The 26,600-nt window shown below is 64.0% G+C and carries 22 protein-coding genes; 19 read left to right on the top strand and 3 right to left on the bottom strand.

What is annotated here, in order from left to right:
• The first annotated feature begins 157 nt into the window (after positions 1-157).
• The 4 genes from B7E02_RS12945 (at position 158) to B7E02_RS12930 (ending at position 4,975) form a co-directional block, all read left to right on the top strand.
• The gene (locus tag B7E02_RS12945) at positions 158-1,897 is read left to right on the top strand and encodes a pyruvate dehydrogenase (protein ID WP_080796672.1); all 1,740 of its coding nucleotides are present in this window, start codon (positions 158-160) and stop codon (positions 1,895-1,897) included.
• 42 nt (positions 1,898-1,939) lie between these two features.
• Complete coding sequence (locus tag B7E02_RS12940) at positions 1,940-2,695, top strand: MerR family transcriptional regulator (RefSeq protein ID WP_143336760.1); 756 nt, start codon at positions 1,940-1,942, stop codon at positions 2,693-2,695.
• Between the two features lie 114 nt (positions 2,696-2,809).
• Positions 2,810-3,520 (top strand): response regulator transcription factor, encoded by a 711-nt coding sequence (locus B7E02_RS12935; RefSeq protein WP_080796668.1) that lies wholly within the window; start codon positions 2,810-2,812, stop codon positions 3,518-3,520.
• 3 nt (positions 3,521-3,523) lie between these two features.
• A complete protein-coding gene (locus B7E02_RS12930) occupies positions 3,524-4,975 on the top strand; it encodes a sensor histidine kinase (RefSeq protein WP_080796666.1) in 1,452 nt (483 codons plus the stop codon).
• On the opposite strand, the gene B7E02_RS12925 is transcribed toward B7E02_RS12930, so the two are convergent.
• Positions 4,972-5,400 carry an HIT family protein gene (locus B7E02_RS12925; RefSeq protein WP_080796664.1) on the bottom strand — a complete coding sequence of 143 codons (429 nt, stop codon included), beginning with the start codon at positions 5,398-5,400 and terminating at the stop codon, positions 4,972-4,974. The genes B7E02_RS12930 and B7E02_RS12925 overlap by 4 nt on opposite strands.
• A 27-nt stretch (positions 5,401-5,427) precedes the next feature.
• On the opposite strand from B7E02_RS12925, the gene B7E02_RS12920 reads away from it, so the two are divergent.
• The 8 genes from B7E02_RS12920 to B7E02_RS12885 all read left to right on the top strand — a co-directional run bounded on the left by B7E02_RS12920 (position 5,428) and on the right by B7E02_RS12885 (position 16,127).
• Positions 5,428-6,042: an SRPBCC family protein gene (locus B7E02_RS12920; RefSeq protein ID WP_080796662.1), complete on the top strand. Its 615-nt coding sequence runs from the start codon at positions 5,428-5,430 to the stop codon at positions 6,040-6,042.
• A gap of 35 nt (positions 6,043-6,077) precedes the next feature.
• On the top strand, positions 6,078-7,343 hold the full coding sequence (gene purD, locus B7E02_RS12915; RefSeq protein WP_080796660.1) for a phosphoribosylamine--glycine ligase: 1,266 nt from the start codon (positions 6,078-6,080) through the stop codon (positions 7,341-7,343).
• An 83-nt stretch (positions 7,344-7,426) separates the two neighbouring features.
• Complete coding sequence (locus B7E02_RS12910; RefSeq protein WP_143336815.1) at positions 7,427-8,557, top strand: pyridoxal phosphate-dependent aminotransferase; 1,131 nt, start codon at positions 7,427-7,429, stop codon at positions 8,555-8,557.
• Between the two features lie 35 nt (positions 8,558-8,592).
• The gene (purB, locus tag B7E02_RS12905; protein ID WP_080796655.1) at positions 8,593-10,023 is read left to right on the top strand and encodes an adenylosuccinate lyase; all 1,431 of its coding nucleotides are present in this window, start codon (positions 8,593-8,595) and stop codon (positions 10,021-10,023) included.
• A gap of 496 nt (positions 10,024-10,519) precedes the next feature.
• Positions 10,520-11,413 (top strand): phosphoribosylaminoimidazolesuccinocarboxamide synthase, encoded by an 894-nt coding sequence (locus tag B7E02_RS12900; RefSeq protein WP_080796942.1) that lies wholly within the window; start codon positions 10,520-10,522, stop codon positions 11,411-11,413.
• A gap of 45 nt (positions 11,414-11,458) precedes the next feature.
• Complete coding sequence (locus tag B7E02_RS12895) at positions 11,459-13,600, top strand: S9 family peptidase (RefSeq protein WP_080796652.1); 2,142 nt, start codon at positions 11,459-11,461, stop codon at positions 13,598-13,600.
• Positions 13,601-13,943: 343 nt separating this feature from the next.
• The gene (locus tag B7E02_RS12890; protein WP_080796650.1) at positions 13,944-15,353 is read left to right on the top strand and encodes a cation:dicarboxylate symporter family transporter; all 1,410 of its coding nucleotides are present in this window, start codon (positions 13,944-13,946) and stop codon (positions 15,351-15,353) included.
• A 60-nt stretch (positions 15,354-15,413) separates the two neighbouring features.
• On the top strand, positions 15,414-16,127 hold the full coding sequence (locus B7E02_RS12885) for a DUF2334 domain-containing protein (RefSeq protein WP_080796649.1): 714 nt from the start codon (positions 15,414-15,416) through the stop codon (positions 16,125-16,127).
• Here the strand turns inward: B7E02_RS12885 and B7E02_RS12880 are convergent.
• Positions 16,124-18,703: an ExeM/NucH family extracellular endonuclease gene (locus B7E02_RS12880; protein ID WP_080796647.1), complete on the bottom strand. Its 2,580-nt coding sequence runs from the start codon at positions 18,701-18,703 to the stop codon at positions 16,124-16,126. The genes B7E02_RS12885 and B7E02_RS12880 overlap by 4 nt on opposite strands.
• 185 nt (positions 18,704-18,888) lie before the next feature.
• Here B7E02_RS12880 and B7E02_RS12875 point away from each other — a divergent pair, with 185 nt between their 5' ends.
• The 5 genes from B7E02_RS12875 to trhA all read left to right on the top strand — a co-directional run bounded on the left by B7E02_RS12875 (position 18,889) and on the right by trhA (position 23,573).
• Positions 18,889-19,377 (top strand): glutathione peroxidase, encoded by a 489-nt coding sequence (locus B7E02_RS12875; RefSeq protein ID WP_080796645.1) that lies wholly within the window; start codon positions 18,889-18,891, stop codon positions 19,375-19,377.
• Positions 19,378-19,464: 87 nt separating this feature from the next.
• Complete coding sequence (purS, locus tag B7E02_RS12870; RefSeq protein ID WP_080796643.1) at positions 19,465-19,710, top strand: phosphoribosylformylglycinamidine synthase subunit PurS; 246 nt, start codon at positions 19,465-19,467, stop codon at positions 19,708-19,710.
• A complete protein-coding gene (gene purQ, locus B7E02_RS12865; RefSeq protein ID WP_080796640.1) occupies positions 19,707-20,378 on the top strand; it encodes a phosphoribosylformylglycinamidine synthase subunit PurQ in 672 nt (223 codons plus the stop codon). Before purS ends, purQ begins: the two co-directional genes overlap by 4 nt.
• Before the next feature lie 16 nt (positions 20,379-20,394).
• A complete protein-coding gene (gene purL, locus B7E02_RS12860) occupies positions 20,395-22,692 on the top strand; it encodes a phosphoribosylformylglycinamidine synthase subunit PurL (RefSeq protein ID WP_080796638.1) in 2,298 nt (765 codons plus the stop codon).
• Between the two features lie 149 nt (positions 22,693-22,841).
• Positions 22,842-23,573: a PAQR family membrane homeostasis protein TrhA gene (gene trhA / locus B7E02_RS12855; RefSeq protein WP_245802275.1), complete on the top strand. Its 732-nt coding sequence runs from the start codon at positions 22,842-22,844 to the stop codon at positions 23,571-23,573.
• A 7-nt stretch (positions 23,574-23,580) separates the two neighbouring features.
• Here trhA and B7E02_RS12850 read toward each other — a convergent pair whose 3' ends face one another.
• On the bottom strand, positions 23,581-24,588 hold the full coding sequence (locus tag B7E02_RS12850) for an acyl-CoA thioesterase (protein ID WP_080796634.1): 1,008 nt from the start codon (positions 24,586-24,588) through the stop codon (positions 23,581-23,583).
• 36 nt (positions 24,589-24,624) lie between these two features.
• Here B7E02_RS12850 and B7E02_RS12845 point away from each other — a divergent pair, with 36 nt between their 5' ends.
• Together B7E02_RS12845 and purF are read left to right on the top strand one after the other, a co-directional pair.
• Positions 24,625-25,002 carry a sterol carrier family protein gene (locus B7E02_RS12845; RefSeq protein WP_080796632.1) on the top strand — a complete coding sequence of 126 codons (378 nt, stop codon included), beginning with the start codon at positions 24,625-24,627 and terminating at the stop codon, positions 25,000-25,002.
• Positions 25,003-25,052: 50 nt separating this feature from the next.
• The gene (purF, locus tag B7E02_RS12840; protein ID WP_080796630.1) at positions 25,053-26,591 is read left to right on the top strand and encodes an amidophosphoribosyltransferase; all 1,539 of its coding nucleotides are present in this window, start codon (positions 25,053-25,055) and stop codon (positions 26,589-26,591) included.
• Positions 26,592-26,600 lie beyond the last annotated feature (9 nt).

The raw sequence follows: 26,600 nt of genomic DNA, 5'->3' as shown, positions 1-26,600 counted from the left end.
CGAAGCGTTACTGTAATGACTGGTCGGTGCAGTGACAATCCGGAGTGTCCGTCGCCGATTCTTCTGCCGTGGCACAAACCCCTCCGGAGAGCGCACAATGGTTGGGCACAATGTTCACAATGGTTGGGAATAGAAGCCACCACGTTTAGGAGTTGTAATGCCACAAACCTTCGCTGAGCAATTGGTCGAGACCCTGGAGCGTCAGGGTGTTAAGAGAATATTCGGGCTGGTGGGGGATAGCCTGAACCCCGTCGTCGACGCGGTGAGGCAGTCCGACATCGAGTGGATCCACGTGCGGAACGAGGAGGCGGCTGCCTTTGCCGCAGGAGCCGAATCCCTTGTCACAGGCGACCTGGCGGTATGCGCCGCATCCTGCGGACCCGGAAACACCCACCTCATCCAGGGCCTCTATGATTCCCACCGCAACGGTGCGAAGGTCCTGGCCATAGCCAGCCATATCCCGAGCCTGCAGATCGGCTCCACCTTCTTCCAGGAGACCCACCCGGAGATCCTCTTCAAGGAATGCTCCTCCTACTGCGAGATGATCAACAGCGCGGATCAGGGTGATCGCGTCCTGCATCACGCCATCCAGTCCACGATGGCGGGCAACGGTGTGTCCGTGGTGGTCATTCCCGGCGATGTCTCGAAGATGGAGAGCAAGCAGCACACCTTCACCAACTCCACTATCTCTACCGGTCGTCCCGTGGTGTTCCCCGACCCCACCGAGGCGGCAGCCCTGGTCTCCGCGATCAACGAGGCCGACACGGTCGCCCTCTTCTGCGGCTCAGGCGTCAAGAACGCCCGCGCCCAGGTGCTCACTCTCGCGGAGAAGATCAAGGCACCCATCGGGCACGCTCTCGGCGGCAAACAGTACATCCAGCACGGGAATCCCTTCGATGTCGGCATGTCGGGACTCCTCGGATACGGCGCCTGCCATGACGCCACCAATGATGCCGATCTGCTGATTCTGCTCGGCACCGACTTCCCCTACACCGAGTTCCTCCCCACGGCCAACGTCGCGCAGATCGATATCAACGGCGCCCACATCGGCCGACGCACCACGGTTTCCTATCCGGTGGTCGGCGATGTCGCGGCCACCATCGAGAACATACTGCCGCACCTCGAGGAGAAGACGGACCGCTCCTTCCTGGACAAGATGCTCAGGGAGCACGAGCACAAACTTTCCAGCGTGGTGGACGCCTACACCCACAATGTGGAGAAGCACACGCCCATCCATCCGGAGTTCGCCGCGGACCTCCTGGACGAGCTTGCCGACGATGACGCGGTGTTCACCGTCGACACCGGCATGTGCAACGTCTGGCATGCCCGCTACATCAACAACCCGACGGGCAAGCGTGAGTTCCTTGGATCCTTCCGCCACGGCACGATGGCCAACGCCCTCCCGCACGCCATCGGTGCGCAGGCCGCGGACCGTCACCGCCAGGTGATCGCCATGTGCGGTGACGGTGGTCTGGGCATGCTGCTCGGAGAGCTCCTGACCGTCAAGCTCCACGAACTGCCCCTGAAGGCCATCGTGTTCAACAACAGCTCCCTCGGAATGGTCAAGCTCGAGATGCTGGTTGAGGGTCAGCCGGAGTTCGAGACCGACCACGATCAGGTGAACTTCGCCGATATCGCACAGGCTGCGGGTATCCGGAGCGTGCGCATCACCGATCCCGCAACCCTGCGCGCCCAGCTGGCCGAGGCGCTGGCCACCGACGGCCCGGCGCTCATTGAGATCGTCACCGATCCCAATGCGCTGTCCATCCCGCCGAATATCACCTGGGAGCAGGTCATGGGCTTCAGCAAGGCGGCCACGCGCACGGTCTTCGGTGGTGGCGTCGGCAAGATGCTGGACCTGGCGCGTTCCAACCTCAGGAACATCCCGAAGCCGTAGGGTCTTGACACTGACGCTGCGTCAAGCTGCATGGTGGTTGATGTGAGTGATCGAAGCATCGGAGAAGCCGCCGAGCTGCTCGGCGTGAGCACCCGCGCCCTGCGGCACTGGGACTCGATCGGGCTGTTGCAGCCCGAGTGGCGCACCGCCTCCGACTACCGCCTCTACACGGATGCGGACATGGAGAAGGCGATGCAGATCCTGGTGTACCGCGCCGCGGGCGTGCCGCTGAGGGAGATAGCGGAGCTGTTGACGGCTCCGGATTCCGTTAAGGAGCATCTCCTGCGGCAGCGGAGACTCCTTGAGGTTCAGATCACGCACCTGCGCCGGAAAATCCGGGCAGTCGATCGGATTCTGAAGGAGAACACCATGACCATCGAAGACAAGGCCGAGCTTTTCGGTCGGGACTGGCCCGACTACCAGGAGGAAGCCGAGCAGCGGTGGGGTCAGACCCCGGAGTGGGAGCAGTCGCGCCGGGTTCGAGCAGAGATGTCCCCGCAGGACGTGCGGGAGGCACAGGAGGAGCTGGAGTCTTTCGCCCAGTCGCTTGTCGACGCCTCCACCGCAGGAATCCGGCCGGGATCCGCGGAGGGTGACGCGCTGGCGCTCCGCCACCGCGCCTCCATTTCACGATGGTATGAAACCACACCATCCAAGCAGGTGCTGCTTGCCCGGATGTATATCGGGGACCCGCGATTCGACGCCGCCTACCGTGGGCACTCGGCCTATCTCCTGTCCCTGGTGGAGGCGCTGGCGGAGTCCGAGGGCGTGGATCTTAAAGCGGTGAAGTGGTGTTGAGCTGCATGATCGTGGTTGACAAGGCATTCACAGAAACCTGTCAGTGAAGGTGCAGGGCGCTGGTGTTCACTGGATTTGATCACACAGTGAACTTACATTGGAAGTGAAGGATCAATGGAAAACCAGCCCGAGGGACAGATCAAGGTACTCGTCGTTGACGATGAGCCGAATATCGTAGAACTGCTCACGGTGAGCCTGAAATTCCAGGGTTTCAATGTCCTGACTGCCAGAGATGGCAACGAGGCTCTGAAACTCGCCCGTGAAAACCGCCCCGATGCCTACATACTCGACGTGATGATGCCGGGGATGGATGGCTTCGAACTACTGACCAAACTGCGCGCGGAGGGGCTGGACAGCCCGGTCCTCTACCTCACGGCCAAGGATGCGGTCGAGCACAGGATCCACGGCCTGACCATCGGGGCCGATGATTATGTAACAAAGCCCTTCTCTCTCGAAGAGGTGATCACCAGGCTCCGGGTCATCCTGCGTCGGGGCGGCGCGATCGAGGGCGATGCCAATGACGCAACCCTGTCCTATGCAGACCTCACCCTCAATGATGAGACCCATGAGGTGACCAAGGCGGGTGAACTGATCGATCTTTCCCCGACCGAATTCAACCTGCTGCGCTATCTCATGCTCAATGCCGAGGTCGTGCTGTCCAAGGCGAAGATCCTGGACAACGTCTGGCACTACGATTTCGGCGGCGACGGCAATGTGGTGGAGTCCTACATCTCCTACCTCCGCCGGAAGGTGGACACCCATGATCCACAGCTCATCCAGACCGTCAGAGGAGTGGGATACGTTCTCCGTACACCCCGAAGCTAAGCCATGACCAGATCCGCGAACCCCTACGTTGAACTGGCGCAGGCCCCTGTCGAGACTGATGCGGAGGAGAGGATCAGCCGGGTGAGGGCCGCCGGGAGGACGATCCCGCTGCGCACCAGGATCATTCTCCTGGTGGTCGGTATCGCTGGTCTCGGGCTGTTCGTCAACGCCGTTGCCGTGTCCAGCCTGATGCGCGAGGTCTCCTACTCCCGTGTGGACCAGGACCTGGAAACCGCCATGAACTCCTGGGCCAGGACCGTCGAGCTGCTCAGCTCGGACGGGGACAAGCAGGGTCCGCCCAGTGACTACTACGTGGCCAAGGTCTTCCCGGACGGCTCGAGCATCATCTTCAATGACGCCCAGTCCGCCCCGGATCTGGCGGAGACGGAGATCGGAACCGGACCGCACACCGTCTCCGCGGCCGAGGGCTCGGCCTCCTCGACACACTGGAGGGTGACGGCCTCACGCAGTGGCGACGTGATCACCGTGGTCGGGCGGAGTCTGGGGCGTGAATCCACACTGCTCTACCGCCTGACCCTGGTCCAGCTGGTGATCGGCGTGCTGGTCCTGGTGGCCATAACCATCACCGCCTTCTTCATGGTCAGACGTTCGCTGCTGCCGCTGCGCCAAGTGGAGGAGACCGCGGTGCGGATTGCCAGGGGCGATCTTGACCGGAGGGTCCCGCAGTGGCCGATGAGCACCGAAGTGGGACAGCTGGCCAACGCGCTCAACATAATGCTTGAGCAGTTGCAGGCGTCGATATTGCATGCGCAGGAGAAGGAGGCCCAGATGCGCCGCTTCGTCGGCGATGCCTCCCATGAACTGCGCACCCCCCTGACCTCCGTGAAGGGATATGCGGAGCTGTACCACTCGGGTGCGACCAGGGACGCGGACTGGGTGCTGTCCAAGATCGGTGGGGAGGCGCAGCGGATGAGCGTGCTCGTCGAGGATCTGCTCGCTCTGACCCGCGCCGAGGGCCAGCAGATGGACAGGCACCCCGTCGATCTGCTGGAGCTTTCGCTGGCGGTGACAAGCTCCATGCGCGCAGCATGGCCGGAGCGATCGATCAATGTTGTCAACAACGCCGGCACGGTGCCCGTCGTCGAGGGCGATCCCACCCGCCTCCACCAGGTGCTGACCAACCTGGTGAACAACGGACTCAACCACGGCGGACCGGATGCACAGGTCACCATAGACATCGGGACGGCGACCGGGCAGGTGGTGGTCAAGGTTCGCGATGACGGCGTCGGCATGTCCGAGGAGGACGCGGCGCACATCTTTGAACGCTTCTACCGCGCCGACGTTTCCCGTTCCCGTGCCTCGGGCGGTTCGGGACTGGGCCTTGCTATCACCAAATCGCTGGTGGAGGGGCACGGCGGAACGATCACCGTGAGCAGCTCACCGGGGGTGGGCACCACCTTCACCGTGACGCTTCCGGCACTGGAGGAGCACTAGTCGATGAGGTAGCCGTGCTGGTCGGTTCCCAGGACCGCGCGGATCCGGGCGGCGGCATCATCCATCTTTACCGGATCGGTGGCATCCGCAGCCATGGCGTTGGAGAAGTTATATTCCGACATCCTGTTGGTGGGGAACAGATGGATGTGCATGTGGGGGACATCGAAGCCCGCGATGATGAATCCGCAGCGGGCGGAGCCGAAGGCTTCAACGATGGCGCTGCCGATCAACTGTGCGGCCTCGTTGACCTGATCCCAGTCATGTTGCGGGAGATCTGTCCACCGGTCGACCTCCCTGAGGGGAACCACGAGAACATGACCGTAATTGAGTGGCTCAATGGACAGGAAGGCCGCCACGCCCTCGGCGCGGTAGACGAAGCGGCCGGGGAGTTCGCCGTTGATGATCTTGGTGAATACTGAGCTCATGTGCCCAACGTTACTATCCTTGAGTACATGACTACCGCAAGTTTTATATCCCGTCAGGTCTTCCTCGATGACCCGGAGACAATCTCCCAGCATATGGGCGCATCCTACGAGGTGCCCGCCGATGAACTCTTCCTCCTTCTGACCACCTCGGAGAACCTGGCGAAGTGGTTCGGCAACGTGAAAATCGACGAGTTCGTCTATGAGATCGAGGGAAACGCCTCCGGTCGCATTGAATCCTGCAGGGACAACAGCTTCCTTGTCACCTGGGAGAACGCCGGCGCCATCTCCTACCTGAGCGTGGAGGTTCTCGCGGATGGACAGGCGGCCTCCACCCTCAATGCGGGATTCAGCACGAAACCCGAGGACATCCCCGAGGAGTTCCGGCAGAAATACGGCTCGGGCGCCACCGGAACCGGATGGGATCTCAGCCTGTGGGGTCTGCAGCGACTGACGCAGGGGCTCGATCCCAGGGGTTTCACCGAGCAGGAGTACGCCGATTTCGTCGCCGCGAGCTCCACCGCCTGGGCGGAGGCCGATATCAGCGCGGGGGTTGCGGAGCGGGAGGCACGGGCGCGCGCGGAGAACACCCGTCGCTTCTACATGGGTGAGCAGGACCAGACCGCGGAAGGAACTCAGAACTAGGCACCGTGTGGGGCGAAAGGATAAACTTCTGCCCTATGCGCATTCTGCTAATCGGCTCGGGCGCCCGTGAGCACGCCCTTCTTCGTGGACTGTCCAAAGATCCAGCCACCACTCAACTCGATGTTGCGCCGGGTAACGCCGGCATGGGGGATCTGGCGACGGTTCATCCGGGGATCAGGGTCGATGATGCGGATTCCGTGATCGCTCTCGCCCGTGACCTCGACTCGGACCTTGTTGTCATCGGACCCGAGATCCCGCTTGTCGCGGGGGTCGCCGACGCCCTGCGCGAGGCGGGATTCGCTGTCTTCGGTCCCAACAGGGACGCAGCGCGGATCGAAGGCTCGAAGACCTTCGCCAAGGACGTAATGGCCGCCGCCGGTGTGCGCACCGCACACGCGGAGGCGATTCATCCCGGTGCCACGGAGCAGGACATCGACGCCGCACTCGGTCGCTTCGGCCCCACCTGGGTGGTCAAGGATGACGGCCTCGCCGCGGGCAAGGGCGTGGTCGTGACCCCGGATCTCGCGGCGGCCAGGGCTCATGTGGAGGATGTGCTCGCCGGCGGGAACCCCGTTCTGCTCGAATCCTTCCTCGACGGCCCCGAGGTCTCCCTGTTCTGCCTGGTCGATGGCGAAACGGTGGTCCCGTTGCTGCCCGCCCAGGATCATAAGCGGGTCTTCGACAACGATGAGGGCCCCAACACCGGCGGAATGGGGGCCTACGCGCCGCTGCCCTGGCTTCCCGCGGACGGGGTCCAGAGAATCGTCGACGAGGTCTGCGTGCCGGTTGCCAGGGAGATGGTCGCCCGCGGCTGTTCCTATTCCGGCTTGCTCTACGCGGGCATCGCCTGGGGTCAGGACGGACCCTCGGTGGTGGAGTTCAACTGTCGATTCGGTGATCCCGAGACCCAGGCGGTCCTCGCCCTGCTTGAGACGCCGCTTGCGGGGCTGCTCAACTCGGTGGCCACCGGCACTCTCGCCGCGCAACCGCCCCTGGAGTGGAGGGATGGCTATGCACTCACCGTGGTGCTGGCCGCCCACAACTATCCGGGGAGCCCGCGGACGGGGGATGTGATCACCGGTGTTGAATCGGAGAACATCCTGCACGCCGGAACCGCACGCAACGGTGCGGGCGAGCTGGTGTCGGCGGGGGGACGGGTGCTCAATGTCATCGGTACCGGTGACACCCTCGAGTCCGCCCGTGAGAATGCCTACGCCACCATAGCGGGTATCAATCTTGATGGAAGCCACTACCGCACCGACATCGCCCTGCCCGCCGTCGAGGGCAGAATTTCGATCTAGCCCGCGGGCACACGTATTGTGTGTTCATGAGTGAACAGTCGCCGCTGCTCAGCCAGAGAAGCAGGGTCCAGCCCTTCCGGGTCATGCAGATGCTCGACCTGGTGCACCGCCGCCGTCGGGAGGGAAAGAGCACCATCATGTTCTGTGCGGGGCAGCCGGTGACCGGCGCGCCCGAGGCGGTGCTGGAGGAGGCGGAGATCGCGCTGCGTTCCGGCCCGCTCGGATACACCGAGGTCGTGGGGGACCGGGAGTTCCGTGAGCGGATCGCGGACTGGCATTCCGCGACCTACGGGGTGCAAACCTCCGCGGACAACGTCATCGTCACCACCGGGTCCTCAGGTGGATTCCTCGCGGCCTTCCTCGCCACCCTGGATCCCGGCGATTACGTGGCGATGCCCGCCCCCGGGTACCCCGCCTACCGCAATATTCTCGAAGCCCTTGGCGCCAGAATCCTCGATCTGCGCACGGGAGCCGACTCCCGCTTCCAGCCGACCGAGAAGATGCTTCGTGAGCTCGAGCACACCCCCAAAGCGGTCATCATCACCAGCCCAGGCAACCCGACGGGAACAATCATCGATCCCGATGAACTGGCCCGCATCGCACGATGGTGTGAGGCCAATGACTGCGTGCTCATCTCCGATGAGGACTACCACGGGATGAGTTTCGGCCGCCCCCTGGCCTCGGCGCGCCAGTTCTCCGACAAGGCGATCGTGGTGGGTACCCTGTCCAAGTACTTTTCCATGACGGGGTGGCGCGTGGGCTGGATCATCGTCGACGATGGAATGGTCACCGCGATCGAGAATCTGCAGGCCTCGCTGGCGCTGTGCGCACCGGCCATCGGCCAGGCGGCAGGGCGCGCCGCTTTCACCCTCGAGGCCGCCGCGGAACTGGACGGGCACGTGGAGAACTACCGTGAGGCACGCGAGGTGTTCGTCGAACAGCTGCCGGCGATCGGCCTGGGAACCTTCGCCGATCCCGACGGCGGGCTGTACATCTGGGTCGATGTCTCCGCCCACACCGATGATTCCGAGCGGTGGGCGCATGAGCTTCTCGACGCAAAGGGGGTCGCCGTCGCCCCCGGCGTGGATTTCGATCCCGAGCAGGGGCACCGGTGGATCCGCCTGAGTCTGTGCGCTTCGGCACAGGAGACCCGTGAGGGCGTGCGCCTGATCGGGGAGTTCATCGATGAACGGCTGAATGTGACGCGGAACTAGGAATTGTCTCCCCGGGTGGGGAATAATAATTTTCCGTGGCTGAAAAGAAGAAGATCCTCAACGTCCTGTCGAATCGTTACGCCTCTGCCGAGCTCTCCAATCTGTGGAGCGCGGAGCAGAAGATCATCATGGAGCGCCAGCTGTGGATCGCCGTGATGAAGGCGCAGAGGGATCTGGGCGTGGAGATCCCCGCCGAGGCGATCACGGCCTATGAATCCGTGATCGACCAGGTTGATCTGGCCTCCATCGCGGACCGCGAGCGGGTCACCCGCCATGATGTCAAGGCGCGGATCGAGGAGTTCAATGCCCTCGCGGGTTTCGAGCAGATCCACAAGGGAATGACCTCACGCGATCTCACCGAGAATGTTGAGCAGCTGCAGATCCACCGTTCGCTCGAGCTGATCCGCAACAAGGCGATCGCGGTGCTCGCCGCCATCGGTCGGCGCGCAGGGCAGTACCAGAGCCTGGTGATGGCCGGGCGTTCACACAATGTCGCAGCCCAGGCGACCACCCTTGGGAAGCGGTTCGCCTCCGCGGCGGATGAGCTGCTGGTCGCCGTCGAGCGGACCGGGGACCTCCTCGACCGCTATCCCCTGCGCGGGATCAAGGGACCTATGGGCACCTCCCAGGACATGCTCGATCTCATGGACGGCGATGAATCCCGGCTCGCCGAGCTGGAGCGCCGCATCGCCGCGCACCTCGGCTTTGACCGCGTCTTCGATTCCGTGGGCCAGGTCTATCCCCGTTCCCTGGATTTCGATGTCGTCTCCGCCCTTGTCCAGCTCGGTGCGGGGCCGTCCTCGCTGTCCCACACGATCCGGCTGATGGCCGGAAACGAGACGGTCACCGAGGGCTTCAAGGAGGGGCAGGTCGGATCCTCCGCGATGCCCCACAAGATGAACGCGCGTTCCTGTGAGAGGGTCGGCGGACTCCAGGTGATCCTGCGCGGCTACCTGACCATGGTCGCGGATCTGTCCGGGCAGCAGTGGAATGAGGGGGATGTGTTCTGTTCCGTCATCCGCCGCGTGGCACTGCCGGATGCCTTCTTCGCCATCGACGGCATGTTTGAGACATTCCTCACCGTCCTCGATGAGTTCGGCGCCTTCCCCGCCATGATTGATCGTGAGCTGGAGCGCTACCTGCCCTTCCTCGCCACCACGCGCATCCTGATGGCCGCGGTGCGCGCCGGGGTCGGTCGTGAGACCGCTCATGAGGTGATCAAGGAAAATGCCGTCGCAGTGGCCCTGAACATGCGTGAGAACGGTGGGGGACAGGACCTGATCCAGCGCCTGGCCGCCGATGAGCGGCTGCCCCTGGATGAAGCGGACCTTCAGGCGGCACTCGCCGACCGGCACGCCTTCATCGGCGCGGCCGAATCACAGGTGTCCCGGGTTCTGGAACGCATCCAGATGCTTATCGAGGCCCACCCGGGCGCGGCGGACTACCGACCCGGGGAGATTCTGTAGCCGGAAAACGACACCGGGATCGCCGGAACGGCACCGGAACGCCCGGATTCGGTCTCATTTTAGAATATTTTTAATAAAGCATTTGTTATGAATAAAACCCGACTACTCTTAAATGTACCGAATGTATAACGCGTGAACAGTGTTCAAAAGGCCTTTTCGGTGCGGATTGGGTTTGCAAAGCTGATCGGAGATTCGCCACACTGGAGACACCGAGCCGGGCAGAACAGAGTCCGGTACTCACTATAGAAAGGTGAACACTATGGGTTCAGCTACTGATCTCGTCAACGGCGTCCTCGGCATTTTCGAGGGAATCTGGGATTACGCCATCAACGGCATCGAGGCACTCTACGGAGCTGTCAGGGGCCTGCTCTCCTCCTAGTTCCCACTAGGATCGCACCCGCCCTCCAGGCGGGTGCTTTTTCATTTCCCAGGCAAAAGTGGCTCGGAGGCGGATATGATTTTCCGCAGCACCTCCGGCGGTCTAGACTTCCTAATCATGCGTCCTGAACTGTCCCAGTACAAGCATCTTTCCGCCGGAAAGGTCCGTGAGATCTACGAGATCGACGATAGCACCATCCTCATCGTCGCCTCCGACCGTATCTCGGCCTATGACTTTGTTCTGGAGACGGAGATCCCGGACAAGGGCAGGGTGCTCACCGCCATGAGCCAGTTCTTTTTCGATGCCATCGATTTCCCCAACCACCTCGCGGGCCCCATCGATGATCCCCGCATTCCGGAGGAGGTGCTCGGGCGTGCCATGGTGTGCGAGAAGCTGAGCATGCTCCCCTTCGAGTGCGTGGTCCGCGGATACCTGACGGGTTCGGGTCTGACGGAGTATCAGCATGATGGAACCGTCTGCGGCATCAAGCTTCCCGACGGTCTGGTCGAATCCTCCCGCCTGCCGGAGCCGATCTTCACGCCCGCGACCAAGGCGGACATCGGTGACCACGATGTCAACGTCTCCTTCGACGCCGTGGAGGCGAAACTCGGTCGGGCACGCGCCGATCAGCTGCGCGAGGCGTCGATCTCCATCTACACCCGGGCCGCCGATATCGCCCGTGAGCGCGGGGTCATCCTCGCCGACACGAAATTCGAGTTCGGTCTCGACGAAGACGGGCAGCTCGTGCTCGGTGATGAGGTACTCACCCCGGACTCCTCCAGGTACTGGCCTGCCGCGGGCTATGAGCCGGGCCAGGTGCAGCCGAGCTTTGACAAGCAGTTCGTCCGCAACTGGCTCACCGGTCCGAAATCGGGGTGGAACAAAGACGGCGGGGCCCTCCCGCCCGCGCTGCCGGGATCGGTGGTCGAGGCCACGCGTGAGCGCTATATCGAGGCCTATGAACTGATCTCCGGCAAGAGCTTCTCCGCGTGGATCGGCCACTGCGTCTAACACCGGTCCACGCTCGGCGCGGGGCTGCGGTTATGATCGGAACCTATGTCTGCTGATCGAATCACACCGCCGGTTGCCCCACGCCATCCCGTCACCCGCTCCTTCCACGACACCGATTTCGTGGATGACTATGAGTGGTTGCGCGACAAGGATTCCCCGGAGACCATCGGCTACCTTGAGGCGGAGAACGCCTACACCGCGCAGGAGACGGCGCACCTGGAGGGTCTTCGCGAGGAGATCTACGGGGAGATCAAGTCCCGGGTGAAGGAAACGGACATGTCCGTTCCGGTGCGGTCGGGGGACTACTGGTACTACGGGCGCACCGAGGAGGGCAAGAGCTACAGTTACTCCTGCCGGATCCCGGTCGCCGCGGGGGCCGATGCCTGGACCCCGCCGGTGATACCCGAGGGCACACCGGCCGAGGGGGAGCAGATCATTCTCGATGCCAACGAACTGGCCGAGGGGCATGAGTTCTTCGCCATCGGCGCCTCGACGGTGACCACATCGGGCCGCTACCTGGCCTACTCCACGGACCTCGAGGGTGATGAGCGCTTCACGCTGAGGATCAGGGATCTGGAGAGCGGGCAGCTGCTTGACGACGTCCTGGAGGGCATCTTCTACGGTGCCACATGGGTCGGCGAGGACTATCTCTTCTATCAGCGGGTCGACGACGCCTGGCGTCCGGACTCCGTCTGGCGGCACAGGCTCGGCACCCCAGTGGAGGAGGACGTGCTGGTCTACCGCGAGGAGGACGAGCGATTCTCCACCTGGGTTGGCACCTCGCGTTCGGAGAAGTACATTCTTTTCGGCTGCGCCTCGAAGATCACCTCCGAGGTACGGGTGCTGCCCTTCACCGACCCGGAGGGGGAGCCCCGGGTGCTCGTCCCCCGTGAAACGGGGCGGGAGTACGACGTCGACCACGCAGTGGTCAACGGTGCCGACATCTGGGTGGTCACCCACAATGCAGGTGGTGCCAACTTTGAGGTCGGCTGGGTGGGCGTCGATAAGCTCACAACGCTGTCCGACCTTGATCCGCTGGTGCCCCATCGTGAGGACGTCCGCATTGAGGGTGTGGACACCTACCGCGACCAGATCGTCCTCGGCTACCGCTCCGGGGCGATCGGCAGGATCGCCGTCATGCGCCTGGACGGCGGGTTCGGTACCTTCGAGGAGCTCGAATTCGATGAGGAGCTCTACACGGTCGTCTCCTCGGGGAATCCGGAGTGGGACGCCCCGGTGATCCGCATCAGCTACGGTTCCTTCACCACGCCCGCGCAGCTCTTCGACTACCGTGTCGCCAGCGGTGAGCGGACCCTGCTCAAGGAGCAGGAGGTGCTGGGGGGTTACAGGCGTGAGGACTACACGGCCTCGAGGCTGTGGGTCGACGCCCGCGACGGTGCAAGGATCCCGGTCTCCCTGGTCCATCGCGCGGATCTGGATCCGGGCAGCGCCCATCCCACGCTCCTCTACGGATACGGATCCTACGAGTCATCCATCGACCCCGGGTTCTCGGTGGCCAGGCTGTCACTGCTGGACCGTGGAATGGTCTTCGCCGTCGCCCATGTGCGCGGTGGCGGTGAAATGGGCCGCGGATGGTACGACAACGGCAAGATGACCACGAAGAAGAACACCTTCACTGATTTCATCGACGTCGCAGATGTGCTGATCGCGCAGGGCCGGACCACCCCGGAGATGCTTGTCGCCGAGGGCGGTTCCGCCGGCGGAATGCTCATGGGCGCCGTGGCGAACCTGGCACCGGATCGCTTCAAGGCGATCGAGGCGGTCGTTCCCTTCGTCGATCCGCTGACCTCGATGCTCATGCCGGAGCTGCCGCTGACCGTGATCGAATGGGATGAATGGGGTGACCCGCTGCATGACAGGGGGGTCTACGACTACATGGCCTCCTACTCGCCCTATGAAAACGTGAAGCCCGAGCGATACCCCAATATCCTGGCGGTGACCTCGCTCAATGACACCCGGGTGCTCTACGTCGAGCCTGCCAAGTGGATCGCCAGGTTGCGTGCCACCGCGACCGGGGGGCAGTTCCTGCTCAAGACCGAGATGGTGGCCGGCCATGGTGGGGTGTCCGGCCGCTATGAAAAGTGGCGCGAAACAGCCTTTGAGTACGCCTGGCTGGTCGATCAGGCGACCGAGAGCATCCGGTGGGCGGGAAAACCGGGTAAGTAGCAAAGTATCTACCCCCGGATTCCGTGACTTCCGCCTGAACGGGGGTGGATATATTCAGCGTGCTTCACCCCCGTGTATTTTCCAGTGACCTGCACCATCATTAGATAGCATGATTCGAGAGTTGACTCACAGCCGTGCTGATTTGTGTGCTGCGCAAAGGGGGGTCGATAATCGAGGGGAACATATTAAGGCCGACCCCCGTCCCGGGGATTGACGGCCGCGTTCCCACATCACGGCGGATCCGTGGTGGACCACATCAGTGATCCCCATCCAGGACTTTTTCTGGGGCAGGGGGCACTTGGTGTTGGCTGTGACTTATTCCATCCCGAAATGAGGATTTCTCGTGGAGAATTCAAAAGGTGCGGGCGGACCAGCCCGTTCCGCCAACGCCACTGCGCGCAAGGGCACGCCGCCCCCGGGTGCCAAGAAGGACCGGACCCACTGGCTCTACATCGCGGTGATCATCGCGTTGATCGCGGGTATCACCGTGGGACTCGTCGCCCCTGATCTGGGCAAGGAACTCAAGGTGCTGGGCACCATGTTCGTCAGCCTGATCAAGATGATCATCGCGCCCGTGATCTTCTGCACCATCGTCATCGGAATCGGTTCAGTTCGGGCAGCCGCCACCGTCGGCCGTGCCGGCGGCATCGCGCTGGCCTACTTCATCACGATGTCCACCTTCGCCCTGGCCGTGGGCCTGGTGGTGGGCAACCTCATTGAACCCGGCAGCGGACTGAACATCCCGACCGGCGGCGAATCACAGTTCGCCACCGCGGATCCGCACAAGGGCGGCATGGTCGGCACCATCCAGTCGATCATTCCGGACACCTTCTTCTCCGCATTCACCAGTGGATCGGTGCTGCAGGTCCTGTTCATCGCCATCCTCGTCGGTTTCGCGGCACAGTCGCTCGGCCCCAAGGGGCAGCCGATCGTCGATTTCGTCTCCCACATGCAGAAGCTCATCTTCAAGATCCTGAACTGGATCCTGTGGCTGGCACCCATCGGCGCCTTCGGTGCCATGGCCGGTGTGGTCGGTGAGACCGGATTCGACGCCGTCGTTCAGCTGGGCATCCTGATCCTAGCCTTCTACATCACCTGCTTCATCTTCGTGTTCGGCGTCCTCGGCCTGGTGCTCAAGACCTTCACCGGCTACTCCATCTTCAAGCTCGTGAAGTACCTCGGCCGCGAGTTCCTGCTCATCTTCGCCACTTCCTCCTCCGAGTCGGCGCTGCCGAACCTGATGTCCAAGATGGAGCACGTCGGTGTGAACAAGTCCACCGTCGGCATCGTGGTGCCCACCGGTTACTCCTTCAACCTGGACGGCACCGCCATCTACCTGACCATGGCGTCCATCTTCATTGCGGACGCGATGAACATGCCGATGTCCATCAGCGAGCAGATCGGACTGCTGGTGTTCATGATGGTTGCGTCCAAGGGCGCCGCGGGCGTCTCCGGTGCGGGTATCGCGACCCTTGCCGCCGGATTGTCATCCCACCGTCCCGAGCTGCTCCACGGCGTTGACGTGATCGTCGGTATTGACAAGTTCATGTCCGAGGCACGCGCCCTGACCAACTTCGCCGGCAACTCCGTTGCCACCCTCCTGGTCGGCAAATGGACCGGAACGTTGGACAAGCAGCGCGCCCACGATGTGCTCGACGGAAAGATCCCCTACGTGCAGAGTGCGGAGGATCCCCACGATCACGCGCCGGTGCGCGAGTCCACGGTGAAGGTCGTGGACAGGCAGGACCCGTAGCGGTCTTTCGGCCCCGCGTCTGACGCGACGTGAACGGCCGGACGTGCGACAATGGTTCGCATGTCCGGCCGTTTATTCGTTTCAGTTTCCAGCATCTTCGACCAGACCCGTTCGGCCGCTGAGGTTCTGGTAAATGACCTGCGCGCGGACGGGATAGGGGTCAGTCTCCTTGTCGCTCCGCGAATCGACGGCGAATGGCGCCTGGCCAGGGATCCGGGTACCCGCTCCTGGCTCGATACCCACCGCGACGCGGGCCATGAACTCATACTCAATGGTTTCGACCAGGCCGTACAGGGCAGGCGGTCGGAGTTCGCGAGTCTGGCACAGCACGAGGCGAGGCTCAGGCTCAGTGGCGCGATCCGGCAGATGGAGAAGATCGGCTTCACCTTCGATGTCTTCGCTCCGCCACGCTGGCGCCTGTCCGAGGGGACCTTCGACGTTCTCCCCGAATTCGGCTTCTCCGTCGCAGCGTCCACCAGGGGCCTGCATGATCTGGCAACGGGGGGTTTTCTCCCATGCCGCAACCTCTCGGTCGGCGAGGGATTCGGTGCGGCGAAATGGTGGCGCACCAATGTGATGGCGGCCGCACGCCGTGGAGCCGCGCGTGGGAACACCATCCGGTTGTCGGTGTCCGCACGCAACCTGGGAAATCCCAAGGTTATCCGTGATTTCCGGGCCGCCGCCCTGGCAGCCCTCGAGGAGGGTGCCAGGCCGAGCCGGTATTCGGATGCATTCGGAAGCACCGCGGCTCAGGAAGGCGCCCGGTCCCGCTAGCGCAAGAGCTGCCCCAGGAAGGCGGCACCGAGGCCGAGGGCGGCGAGGATGGCCGCCACCACCGCGAACACGGAGCCCGCCGAGCTTCCTGAGCTGCCTGGTTCCGTGGGATCCACAGGGTCAACCGGATCCACAGGGTCAACCGGCCCATCCGCCTTCTTGAGATTGAAACCGACCTTGATCGGATCGTGGTCGGAGGAGCGGAAGACACTGTCCGCCTCGAAGAGATCCGCGACGTTGCAATTGCGTCGGGAGTACTCGAAGGCGATGGATTCGTCGGCGTTGATGTCCCACACCTCGGCATCGACCACACGCCTACTCGCGGCGTCATTGCCCAGGGCGTGGTCCAACGATCCGATGCGTCCGGAGAACTGGTAGGTGTCCCCACCGCCGTGTGCCTGAACGAGGTTGGTGAAGCCGCCACCGAGGAGGGTGGAGATGGCGTCCTCTCGGGAGTAGGAGTTGAGGTCCCCGAGAATGAACACCGGCTTGTCCGCCCAGTCACCCTGTGCCTCGAGATGGTCGAGCAGTGCCTGGGACTGGGCGACCCGGATGGTGGCGTTGGCACCCTGGCCATCGCCGCGGTCGACGTCCCCGTTGCTTACCGAGCCCTTGGAATTGAAGTGGTTGACCACTCCGACGAAGGACTCTCCGGACTGATCCAGCGGCCGGAACTCCTGCGCCAGGGGCTGGCGGGCTGTGCCCGTGAAGGCGGGATCATCGAAGATGCGCGATTCGCCGACCGGGGTGACGGTGGTGGTGTCATAGATGAAGGCGACGCGGATCGCGTCCTCATCGGTGCCGAGGCTGGTGGGGGACTTCACGGCGGCCCAGCGTTCGGTGCCCAGGGCTGAGTTCAGGGCGTCGACAAGCGTGTTCAGTGCACGGTCGCGCTGTGCGGGATCGCCGGTGATGGTGGCGGTGTTCTCGATCTCCTCGAGCCCGAGCACGTCGACGTCGAGCCTGTTGATCGCAGCGACGATCTTCGCCTGCTGGTCGGCCAGTGCGTCGGGGGTGTAGGCGCCACGGACGGCGCAGTCGCGCGCGGTCACGGGGACGCCGTTCCTGTCCGCGTAGGAGCCGCAGTTGTTGTCCCTGCCGAGGGAGGTGAAGTAGTTGAGGACGTTGAAGCTGGCGATGTGGAAATCGCCGGCGACGTTGTCGACGGCGTCGAGCTCGGCCGTACGGGAATCCTTCCAGCTGATGGGGAGATCGGCGGAGGCGGTGTTTCCGGTGACCGGGGTGGTCGGCTGGAAGTTCCACAGGTCATAGCGGTAATCGACAATGACGGGCCGGGTGAAATCGACCGCGTCCCCGGTCCGGATCGGGGTGATCGTTGAGCCGTCGCTGACGATCCAGGGCAGGGGGGTGTTCTTGTCGGACTGGGTGTAGTTGCGTGAGCGGCCGTCGTCGAGGGTGACCAGTTCGGCCCTGTTCGTGTCCTCGAACCTGGTGGCCTCCTCACCGGGTGCGACGACATCGGTTGCCTGGCGGTAGGGCTGCGTGCCGGCGGCCAGCCCGAGGGTGCCGAAGGCGTTGAGATCGTAGTTGTTGGTCACGGTGTAGTCACCGGTGGGCTGCACCAGCATGCCCTCATAGGCTTCGCGGACCTTTTCCCCCGCGGGCAGGGTGTCAATGGTGATCGGGGTCACCGCCTCGAGGGCCTCCGGGGCCTGTGCGACGGTGGCCCCGGTGAGCTGGGTCATTGAGTAGTATTCGGCGACGTCGCCGGTGACCGTGACGGAGTCGCCGATCGCTGGGTAGTCGCCTCGGTCGCCGAGGTGGACGAAGATGCCATCGGATGCCTGTTCGGCGGACCTTTCCCCGCCGCCGGAGCCCGGGGACTGCATGTAGAAGCCGGCGAAGCCGCCCTCCCGGTAGACCGCGGTGACCACGCCCGCGGTGCTCACGCGCTGGCCCGTGATCGGCGAGGATGGACCGTTGCCCTGGATGTCGGCGATGGCCCGGGACACCGTCTCGGTCGGAGGGGTGGACCCGCCGGCGAGCGGGGTGGGCGCGACGATCTCGAAGTCCACCGAGTTGTCGTCGGTGTCACGGTCCGCGGGGAGGCGCTGCACCGAGGTCGCGTTGGTGGTCCTGGCCGCGGGTGCGCCCTCGTAGAGGGTGGCGTCGCCCCAGCCGAGGAGGTCGGCCACGGTGCCCGAGGCGTCGAGAAGCTTCACCGAACCCTGGCTGCCGGAGATGTTTGCACCACCGATCAGATCGGGGGTGGGCAGTGCGGCCAGGGAGGTGTTTGCTCCGGCGGCCTGCTGTACCAGGAAGTTGCCTCCGGCCGGGATGGTTCCGGACAGGGCGGTGGTGCCCCCGAGGTTGCCGTTCGCCGCGTGGTAGCTCAGCGACCAGCCGCTGAGATCGACATCCGCCCCACCGGGGTTGTGGAGTTCGATGAAATCATGCGAGTATGCGGCACCGCTGTTGCCGCCTCCGCCGTAGACCTCGGAGATGACCGGCAGGGAGTTGTCCGGTGCCGCGCCGGCGTGGGGGACGCACAGGAGTTTGGTCACTGTGACTCCCGCGATGGCGAGAGCCAGTGCGTGCGCTCTGGGGTGGTTCATGGGTTCAATGGGCCTTTGATCTGGATGGGAGGGGTGGGCAAGACTTATCTTTTACCTGTGAATGGGCAACGCTGCCCGGTGGGGGCCGCGGTCGCCTGCGGGTTTACCCGGAGGACACCAAAGTTTCATTAGTTGTGGCTTATTTGTTCCATGTTGGTTCAGGCAAGGCGCTAGTCTGGGGTCGCATGAGCATCCACGAGCAGAGCATCACGCTTAACGACGGCACGACCACCACCATGGCAACCTGGGCGGGGCACCTGCTGCTGGTTGTCAACGTCGCCTCCGAATGCGGACTGACGCCGCAGTACGAGGGACTGCAACGGCTTTTCGATGACTACCGTGAACGGGGCCTGTTCATCATCGGCGCGCCCTGCAACCAGTTCAACAACCAGGAGCCCGGCACCGATGCGCAGGTGTGCGCCTTCGCCCGCGAGCGCTACGGGGTGGACTTCCCGCTGCTGGCAAAGCTCGACGTCAACGGTGAACACGAGCATCCCCTGTACACCGAGCTCAAGAAGCAGCCACGCGAGGACGGGCACGGGGGTGATATCGAATGGAACTTTGAGAAGTTCCTGGTGGACCCGGAGGGTGTTACCATCGCCCGTTTCGCGCCCACCGTGGATCCCGAGGATGACGCCGTCATCGCAGCAATTGAGGCGAATCTGCCTGTATAAAGGCTGGCTAGGTTGTACCAGTTTCTCCGGTTACACTTGTCCACGTAGTACACCGTCGCCCAACGCTTTAAGTAAAGGGAAAATACCGTGGCCCGTGTAGTAGTCAACGTCATGCCCAAGGCAGAGATTCTGGATCCCCAGGGACAGGCGGTACACCGCGCCCTGGGTCGTATCGGGGTGAGGGGTGTCCTGGACGTCCGTCAGGGGAAGCGCTTCGAGCTCGAGGTCGACGATTCCGTCACCGACGCGGACCTTCGCAGGATCGCGGAGACACTCCTCGCCAACACCGTCATCGAGGATTTCGATGTTGTGGGAGTAGAGGTCGCCAAGTGACCGCGAACATCGGTGTCATCACCTTCCCCGGCACCCTCGACGACGTCGACGCCGCGCGCGCGGCGCGTATCGCCGGTGCCGAGGTCACCAGCCTCTGGCACGCCGATTCCGATCTCCGGGGCGTGGACGCCGTGGTGGTTCCCGGTGGTTTCTCCTATGGCGACTACCTGCGCAGCGGTGCCATCTCCGCCATCGCCCCCGTCATGCGATCCGTGGTCGAGGCGGCGCACAGGGGCATGCCCGTGCTCGGAATCTGCAACGGATTCCAGATTCTCACCGAGGCGGGACTGCTGCCCGGCGCACTGACCCGCAACCAGGGTCTGCACTTCCACTGCGTGGACACCTACCTCGAGGTGGTCAACAACACCACCGCATGGACATCGACCTTCACGGAGGGGCAGCACATCCTGGTGCCCTCCAAGCACGGAGAGGGCCGTTTCCAGGCCGCGCCGGACACCATCAGGATGCTTGAGGAGGAGGGCCGGGTTGTCTTCCGGTACACCGACAACTTCAACGGTTCCCTCAACGCCATCGCCGGCGTGAGCAGCGCCGACGGCCGCGTGGTCGGTCTGATGCCGCACCCGGAGCACGCCGTCGAAAAGCTCACCGGCCCGTCACTGGATGGCCTCGAGCTGTTCCTGTCCGCCGTCGGTCAAATCGCCGCCTAAGGAGTCCCAAGAAAACATGAGCACAACCTTCAATGACACTGTCGAGGCGGCGACAGCCAATCCCGACCTCGTCCAGCCCTTCGCCGAACTCGGGCTGAAAGAGGACGAGTACGCACGTATCAGGGACATTCTCGGTCGTCGTCCCACCGACGCCGAACTGACCGTCTACTCCGTGATGTGGTCCGAACACTGCTCCTACAAGTCCTCCAAGGTCCACCTGCGCTACTTCGGTGAGACCACCACCGAGGAGATGGGTAGCAAGATCCTGGCCGGTATCGGCGAGAACGCCGGCGTGGTGGATATCGGGGATGGCAATGCCGTGACCTTCCGTGTGGAATCGCACAACCACCCCTCCTTCGTCGAACCCCACCAGGGGGCGGCGACCGGCGTCGGCGGTATCGTCCGCGACATCATGGCCATGGGTGCCCGTCCGATCGCCGTGATGGACCAGCTGCGCTTCGGTCCCGCCGATGCGCCGGACACCCAGCGTGTCCTTCCCGGAATCGTTGACGGCATCTCCCACTACGGCAACTGTCTCGGGCTGCCCAATATCGGCGGGGAAACCGTCTTCGACGAGTCCTACGCGGGCAACCCGCTGGTCAACGCATTGTGCGTGGGAACGCTGAAGGTCGAGGATCTCAAGCTCGCCTTCGCCTCAGGTGCCGGAAACAAGGTCATGCTCTTCGGCTCCCGCACCGGCCTCGACGGAATAGGTGGCGTCTCCGTCCTCGGCTCCGCATCCTTCGAGGAGGGCGAGGAACGCAAGCTCCCCGCCGTCCAGGTCGGCGACCCCTTCGCTGAGAAGGTCCTGATCGAATGCTGCCTCGAGCTCTACAGTGCGGGCGTGGTCGTGGGCATCCAGGACCTCGGTGGCGGTGGGCTGGCCTGCGCCACCTCCGAACTGGCGGCCGCCGGTGACGGCGGAATGACCGTCAACCTCGACGCCGTCCCGCTGCGTGCGGAGAACATGTCCGCCGCGGAGATCCTCGCCTCCGAATCCCAGGAGCGCATGTGTGCGGTGGTCACCCCGGAGAACGTCGCGCGCTTCCGGGAGATCTGCGCCAAATGGGATGTCACCTGCGCCGAGATCGGTGTGGTCACCGAGGAGAAGGACCGCTACCTGGTCATTCACCGCGGTGAGACGGTCATCGACGCACCGGCGTCCACCATCGACGAGGGACCGGTCTACCACCGCCCCGTCGAGCGGCCCTCCTGGCAGGATGAACTCCAGCTCGAGGGCGAGATCGACCGCCCCGTCGACGCCGCTGAGATCAGGGAGGCCTGGCTGCGCATGGTGGCCTCCCCCGCACTGAGTTCGCGGGCCTTCATCACCGAACAGTATGACCGCTACGTCCGCGGCAATACCGTGCAGGCGAAGAATGCCAACGCCGGTGTGCTGCGTATCGACGAAACGACCAACCGCGGGGTAGCGGTCTCCGCGGATGCCTCGGGTCGCTACACCAAACTCGAGCCGAACACCGGTGCCCGGCTGGCACTGGCCGAGGCCTACCGCAACGTCGTTGCCACCGGGGCACGCCCGGTGGCCGTGACCAACTGCCTCAACTTCGGTTCCCCGGAGGATCCCGGTGTGATGTGGCAGTTCCGGGAGGCGGTTCACGGGATCGCCGACGGATCACGGGAACTGGGTATCCCGGTCTCCGGCGGAAACGTCTCCTTCTACAACCAGACCGGTGAGGAGGCCATCCTGCCGACCCCCGTCGTCGGTGTCCTCGGTGTCCTGGACAATGTCGATGACTCCATCGGGAACGTGCTGCCGCGGGAGGCCGGTGAGCTCTACCTCCTCGGCGAAACCTTCGATGAATTCGGAGGCTCGATCTGGCAGCAGGTCTCCGGCGCCGGTCTCTCCGGTCTCCCGCCGCGGGTGGACCTGGCCAATGAGAAGAGCCTGGGGGAGCTGCTCCTCGCCGCCGCGGCCAGGCATCTGGTCAGCGCCGCCCACGACCTGTCCGAGGGCGGACTGGGTCAGACCCTCGCGGAACTCGCCATCCACGCGGACAAGGGCCTGAACGTGGACCTGTCCCTGGTCCATCCCGACCTGTTCACCGCGCTCTTCTCCGAATCCGCCTCCCGGATTCTCGTCGCCACCGATCGCGGTGCGGAGCTGGTTGACCTCGCCGCCGAGTTCGGCGTGCCGGTGCTCAAGCTGGGCGCCAGCGATGATTCGGAGTCGGTCACGGTCGCAGGTGCGGACACCACCGTCGACATCCCCGTGGAGCAGTTGCGCCGGGCCTGGACCGACACCCTGCCCGAGCTCTTCGGTCACGCCGTCGGGGCCAACGCAGTGGTTGACTGATACCCGCACGCCTGCGGACGGACCCTCTCGTTTTCTTCAAACGCGGGGGTCCGTTTGTTTTTGCCCGGACGTAGAATGAGTGGTGCCTAGAGAACAGGAGAGGTTCAATGACATCAGGATCGTCAGGGCACAAAGAGGACCGAGACTACATGGACGCTGATCCGAGGATCAGGGAGGCCAGGGCGGAGAGACCCACCTCCGACGAACCCATCCTGGAACTGACGCGCTATGTCTTCGACCGCGGCGAACGTCCCCGCACCAGGGGCCTCTTCCACCAGATCGCCGCGATCTTGAGCATCGTCTCCGGTTCTGTGCTGTCCACCTTCGCCTGGATGACGCTGGTGTGGTGGCAGGCACTGGGGGTGACCATCTACGCGGTGGCGATGTTCGGCCTCTTTGCGGTCTCCGCCGCCTACCACCGCGGGCAGTGGCGACGCCTGGCCACCGTGTCCTGGTGGCGCCGCGCCGATCACGCCACCATCGCCGTGTTCATCGCGGCCACCTACACCCCGCTGTGCCTGATCGCACTCGAGCCCAGACTGGCGGCGTGGATGCTCGGACTGGCCTGGGGAGGCGCGGTGCTCGGGGTCATACTCAACATGGTGTGGATCGATCATCCGCGCTGGCTCGATGTGATCGTCTATCTCGCGCTCGGCTGGCTGATCATCCCGCTGGTGCCGGAACTCTGGTCCGGTGCGGGGCACACCGTGGTCTGGCTGCTGTTCGCCGGCGGCGTTGTCTACAGCCTGGGTGCCCTGGTCTACGGGTTCCGCTGGCCGGGGAGACAGGCCAGGTGGATGGGGTACCACGAGCACTTCCACGCGGCGACGGTTGTCGCCGCGGTGGTCCACCTCGTGGCGGTGTGGATGGTCGTGGTCTGATCCGGGATCAGTCCACGTGGAAGGGCGTGGTCTGCATGGTCAGCGGCATGGGGGAGTACTGCGAACGCAGTTCACGGAGGATGTTCGCGTGCTCCGCAAGACGCTTGTCCTCATCGGTGACCGGAACGAACTGCCTCGCGGGCAGGGGCTGGCCGTCGACGTCGATGTTCAGGTAGGTCACCGTCGCGTGAATGGCCGTCTCCAGTTCGGCGCGGCCGCGGTGCGCATCACCGGCGCGGACATGGATCGACATCTGCATGGAGCGCTTGTCCGTGCGCATCATGCGGGCATCGACCTCGATGAGATCACCGATCGAGATCGGCTGGTAGAAGCGGATTCCACCGGCGTAGACAGCCACGGTGTGACCCGCGGCCCATTCCATGGTGCAGGCGGTTCCGGCCTCGTCGATCCATTCCATGGCGGTACCACCGTGGACCTTGCCACCCCAGTTGACGTCGGTCGGATTGGACAGGAAGCGGGTGACCAGCCTGGGTGCATCCGAGGGGCCGTCGTAAGTCTGCTTCTCCATCTCGGTTTCGATGGCCTTGCGCAGTTCGATCCGGGAGAGCGCCGACTGCATCACCCGCTCCTCCTCGGAGTTGCGCGGAGTGAACTTCGGTACCGGCTGGGTCCTGCCGGTGGAGGTGTCCTTGGCGACGAAGATAACCAGGCAGTCGCAGGCCCGGGTGTATATGCCGTCGCGGGGATCGGCGGAGAACACCTCATTGACAATGTGCATCGAGGAGCGGCCTGTCATGGCGATGCGTGAGCGCACCTCCACCATGTGGCCGGAGGGGATCGGCCGGGTGAAATGAATGTGCCCGACGTAGGCGGTCACACAGTAGGTGCCCGACCATTGCGTCGCACAGGCGTAGGCGGCCTTGTCGATCCATTCCAGCACCCGGCCGCCACCGATGCCCTGGGCGCCGGCCATCAGCACGTCTGTCGGAGCCGCCATGAAACGCAGGGTGACTTGGGGGGAACGGGGAATGGATTCGCTGTAGATCTCAGACATACGGATACTCTAACGCGTCGGGCTAGAGTGGTCCTCATGAGGATCGACCCGCAGGATACCAGGGATGCCGTCATCGCCGTCGCCGCGTGGATCGCCGGGCCCGAGGAGGGGGAGAAGCCGGACAGACGCGCGATCGCGAACGCCGTCCGACTCACCGCGCGCACCCTCGCACAGGAGTCCCCGGGGCACAGCGTGGAGGTCCGGGTACCCCCGTTCGTGGCCGTTCAGTGCATCGAGGGACCACGACACACCCGGGGAACCCCGCCCAATGTGGTGGAAACCGATGCCCGCACCTGGTTGAGACTTGCGACCGGCCTCAGCTCCTTCGAGGAGGAGGAAAGCGCAGGCAGACTCAGTGCCTCCGGTACCCGCGCCGGCGAGATCTCCGCCCGCCTGCCGATCCTTCCCCTGTGATCCGTCCGGCGTATTAGTTTCTGGGGCATGCAGCGACTACGATTTCCCCCGTGGCACTACTTGATCAGCACACCCATCCTGGTCCCAAGTCAAACGAAGCGCATCCGTCGCGGCGCCCCCTTCAGGGCTACCCCTACGATGATCGCAATGAACAGTCGCCCCGCGAGGAATGCGGTGTTTTCGGTGTGTGGGCACCGGGCGAGGAAGTGGCCAAGCTTACCTACTTCGGGCTCTTCGCCCTCCAGCACCGCGGCCAGGAGGCCGCGGGCATCGCGGTGGGCGATGGCGAGCAGATTCTGGTGTTCAAGGATCTGGGTCTGGTCTCCCAGGTCTTTGATGAGCCCATCCTCGAATCCCTCAACGGTGATATCGCCATCGGACACACCCGCTACACCACCGCGGGTGGCAACACCTGGGAGAACGCCCAACCGATGTTCCGGATGGCCCCCGACGGCACCGATGTGGCACTGGGGCACAACGGCAACCTGATCAACCACGTGGAGCTGCGCAACCGCGCCGCGGAACTCGGCCTGGTCGATCCGCACAAGAAGCCCTCTGACACCGATGTGCTCACCGCGCTGCTGGCCAACGGAATCGGCGAGGGGCGCAGCCTCTTCGACTCGGCCAGCTCACTGCTGCCCGAGGTCAAGGGCGCATACTGCCTCACCTTCACCGACGGGCACACCCTCTACGCGGCGCGCGACCCCTACGGCGTGCGGCCCCTGACCATCGGCAGGCTGGCGCGCGGATGGGTCGTCGCCTCCGAAACCGCGGCGCTCGACATCGTCGGCGCGAGTTTCGTCCGTGAGGTGGAGCCCGGCGAACTCATCGCCATCGATGAATCGGGGCTGCGCTCGACCCGCTTCGCCGAGACCACGCGCAAGGGCTGCGTGTTCGAGTACGTCTATCTCGCCCGACCCGATTCGGTGATCAAGGGGCGATCGGTCAACGAGGTCCGCCTGGAGATCGGGCGCCAACTGGCCAGGGAGGCTCCCGCGGATGGTGATCTCGTAATCCCGACGCCGGATTCCGGCACGCCGGCGGCGGTGGGTTTCGCCCAGGCCTCCGGCATTCCCTTCGGCCAGGGCATGGTCAAGAACGCATACGTCGGTCGCACGTTCATCCAGCCCTCGGACACCCTGCGCCAGCTGGGTATCCGGCTGAAGCTCAACCCCCTCCGTGAGGCGATCAAAGGCAAGCGCCTGATCGTCGTCGACGATTCCATCGTCCGCGGCAACACCCAGCGGGCGGTGATCCGCATGCTGCGTGAGGCCGGTGCGACCGAGGTACACGTGCGCATCGCCTCGCCGCCGGTGAAGTGGCCCTGCTTCTACGGCATTGACTTCGCCACCCCCGGGGAACTGATCGCCAATGCCGTAACCAGTGATAATGAGGCCGAGCTGGTGGAGACGGTGCGCACCACCATCGGAGCCGATTCGCTGAGCTACATCTCCGTCGACGGTATGGTTGAAGCCACGGAGCAACCACGCTCGGAGATGTGTTGTGCCTGTTTCGACGGCAGGTACCCCATGGGACTGCCCGAGGGTAATCCCAATGCGGAACTGGTTCTCAAGATGCAGGCCGTCTAGAACCTCCCC

It is taken from the genome of Corynebacterium pacaense (assembly GCF_900169525.1).
Classification (GTDB): Bacteria; Actinomycetota; Actinomycetes; order Mycobacteriales; family Mycobacteriaceae; genus Corynebacterium; species Corynebacterium pacaense.
The sequence above is the reverse complement of the archived record's forward strand: the minus strand, read 5'-3'. Positions and strand labels throughout refer to the sequence as shown.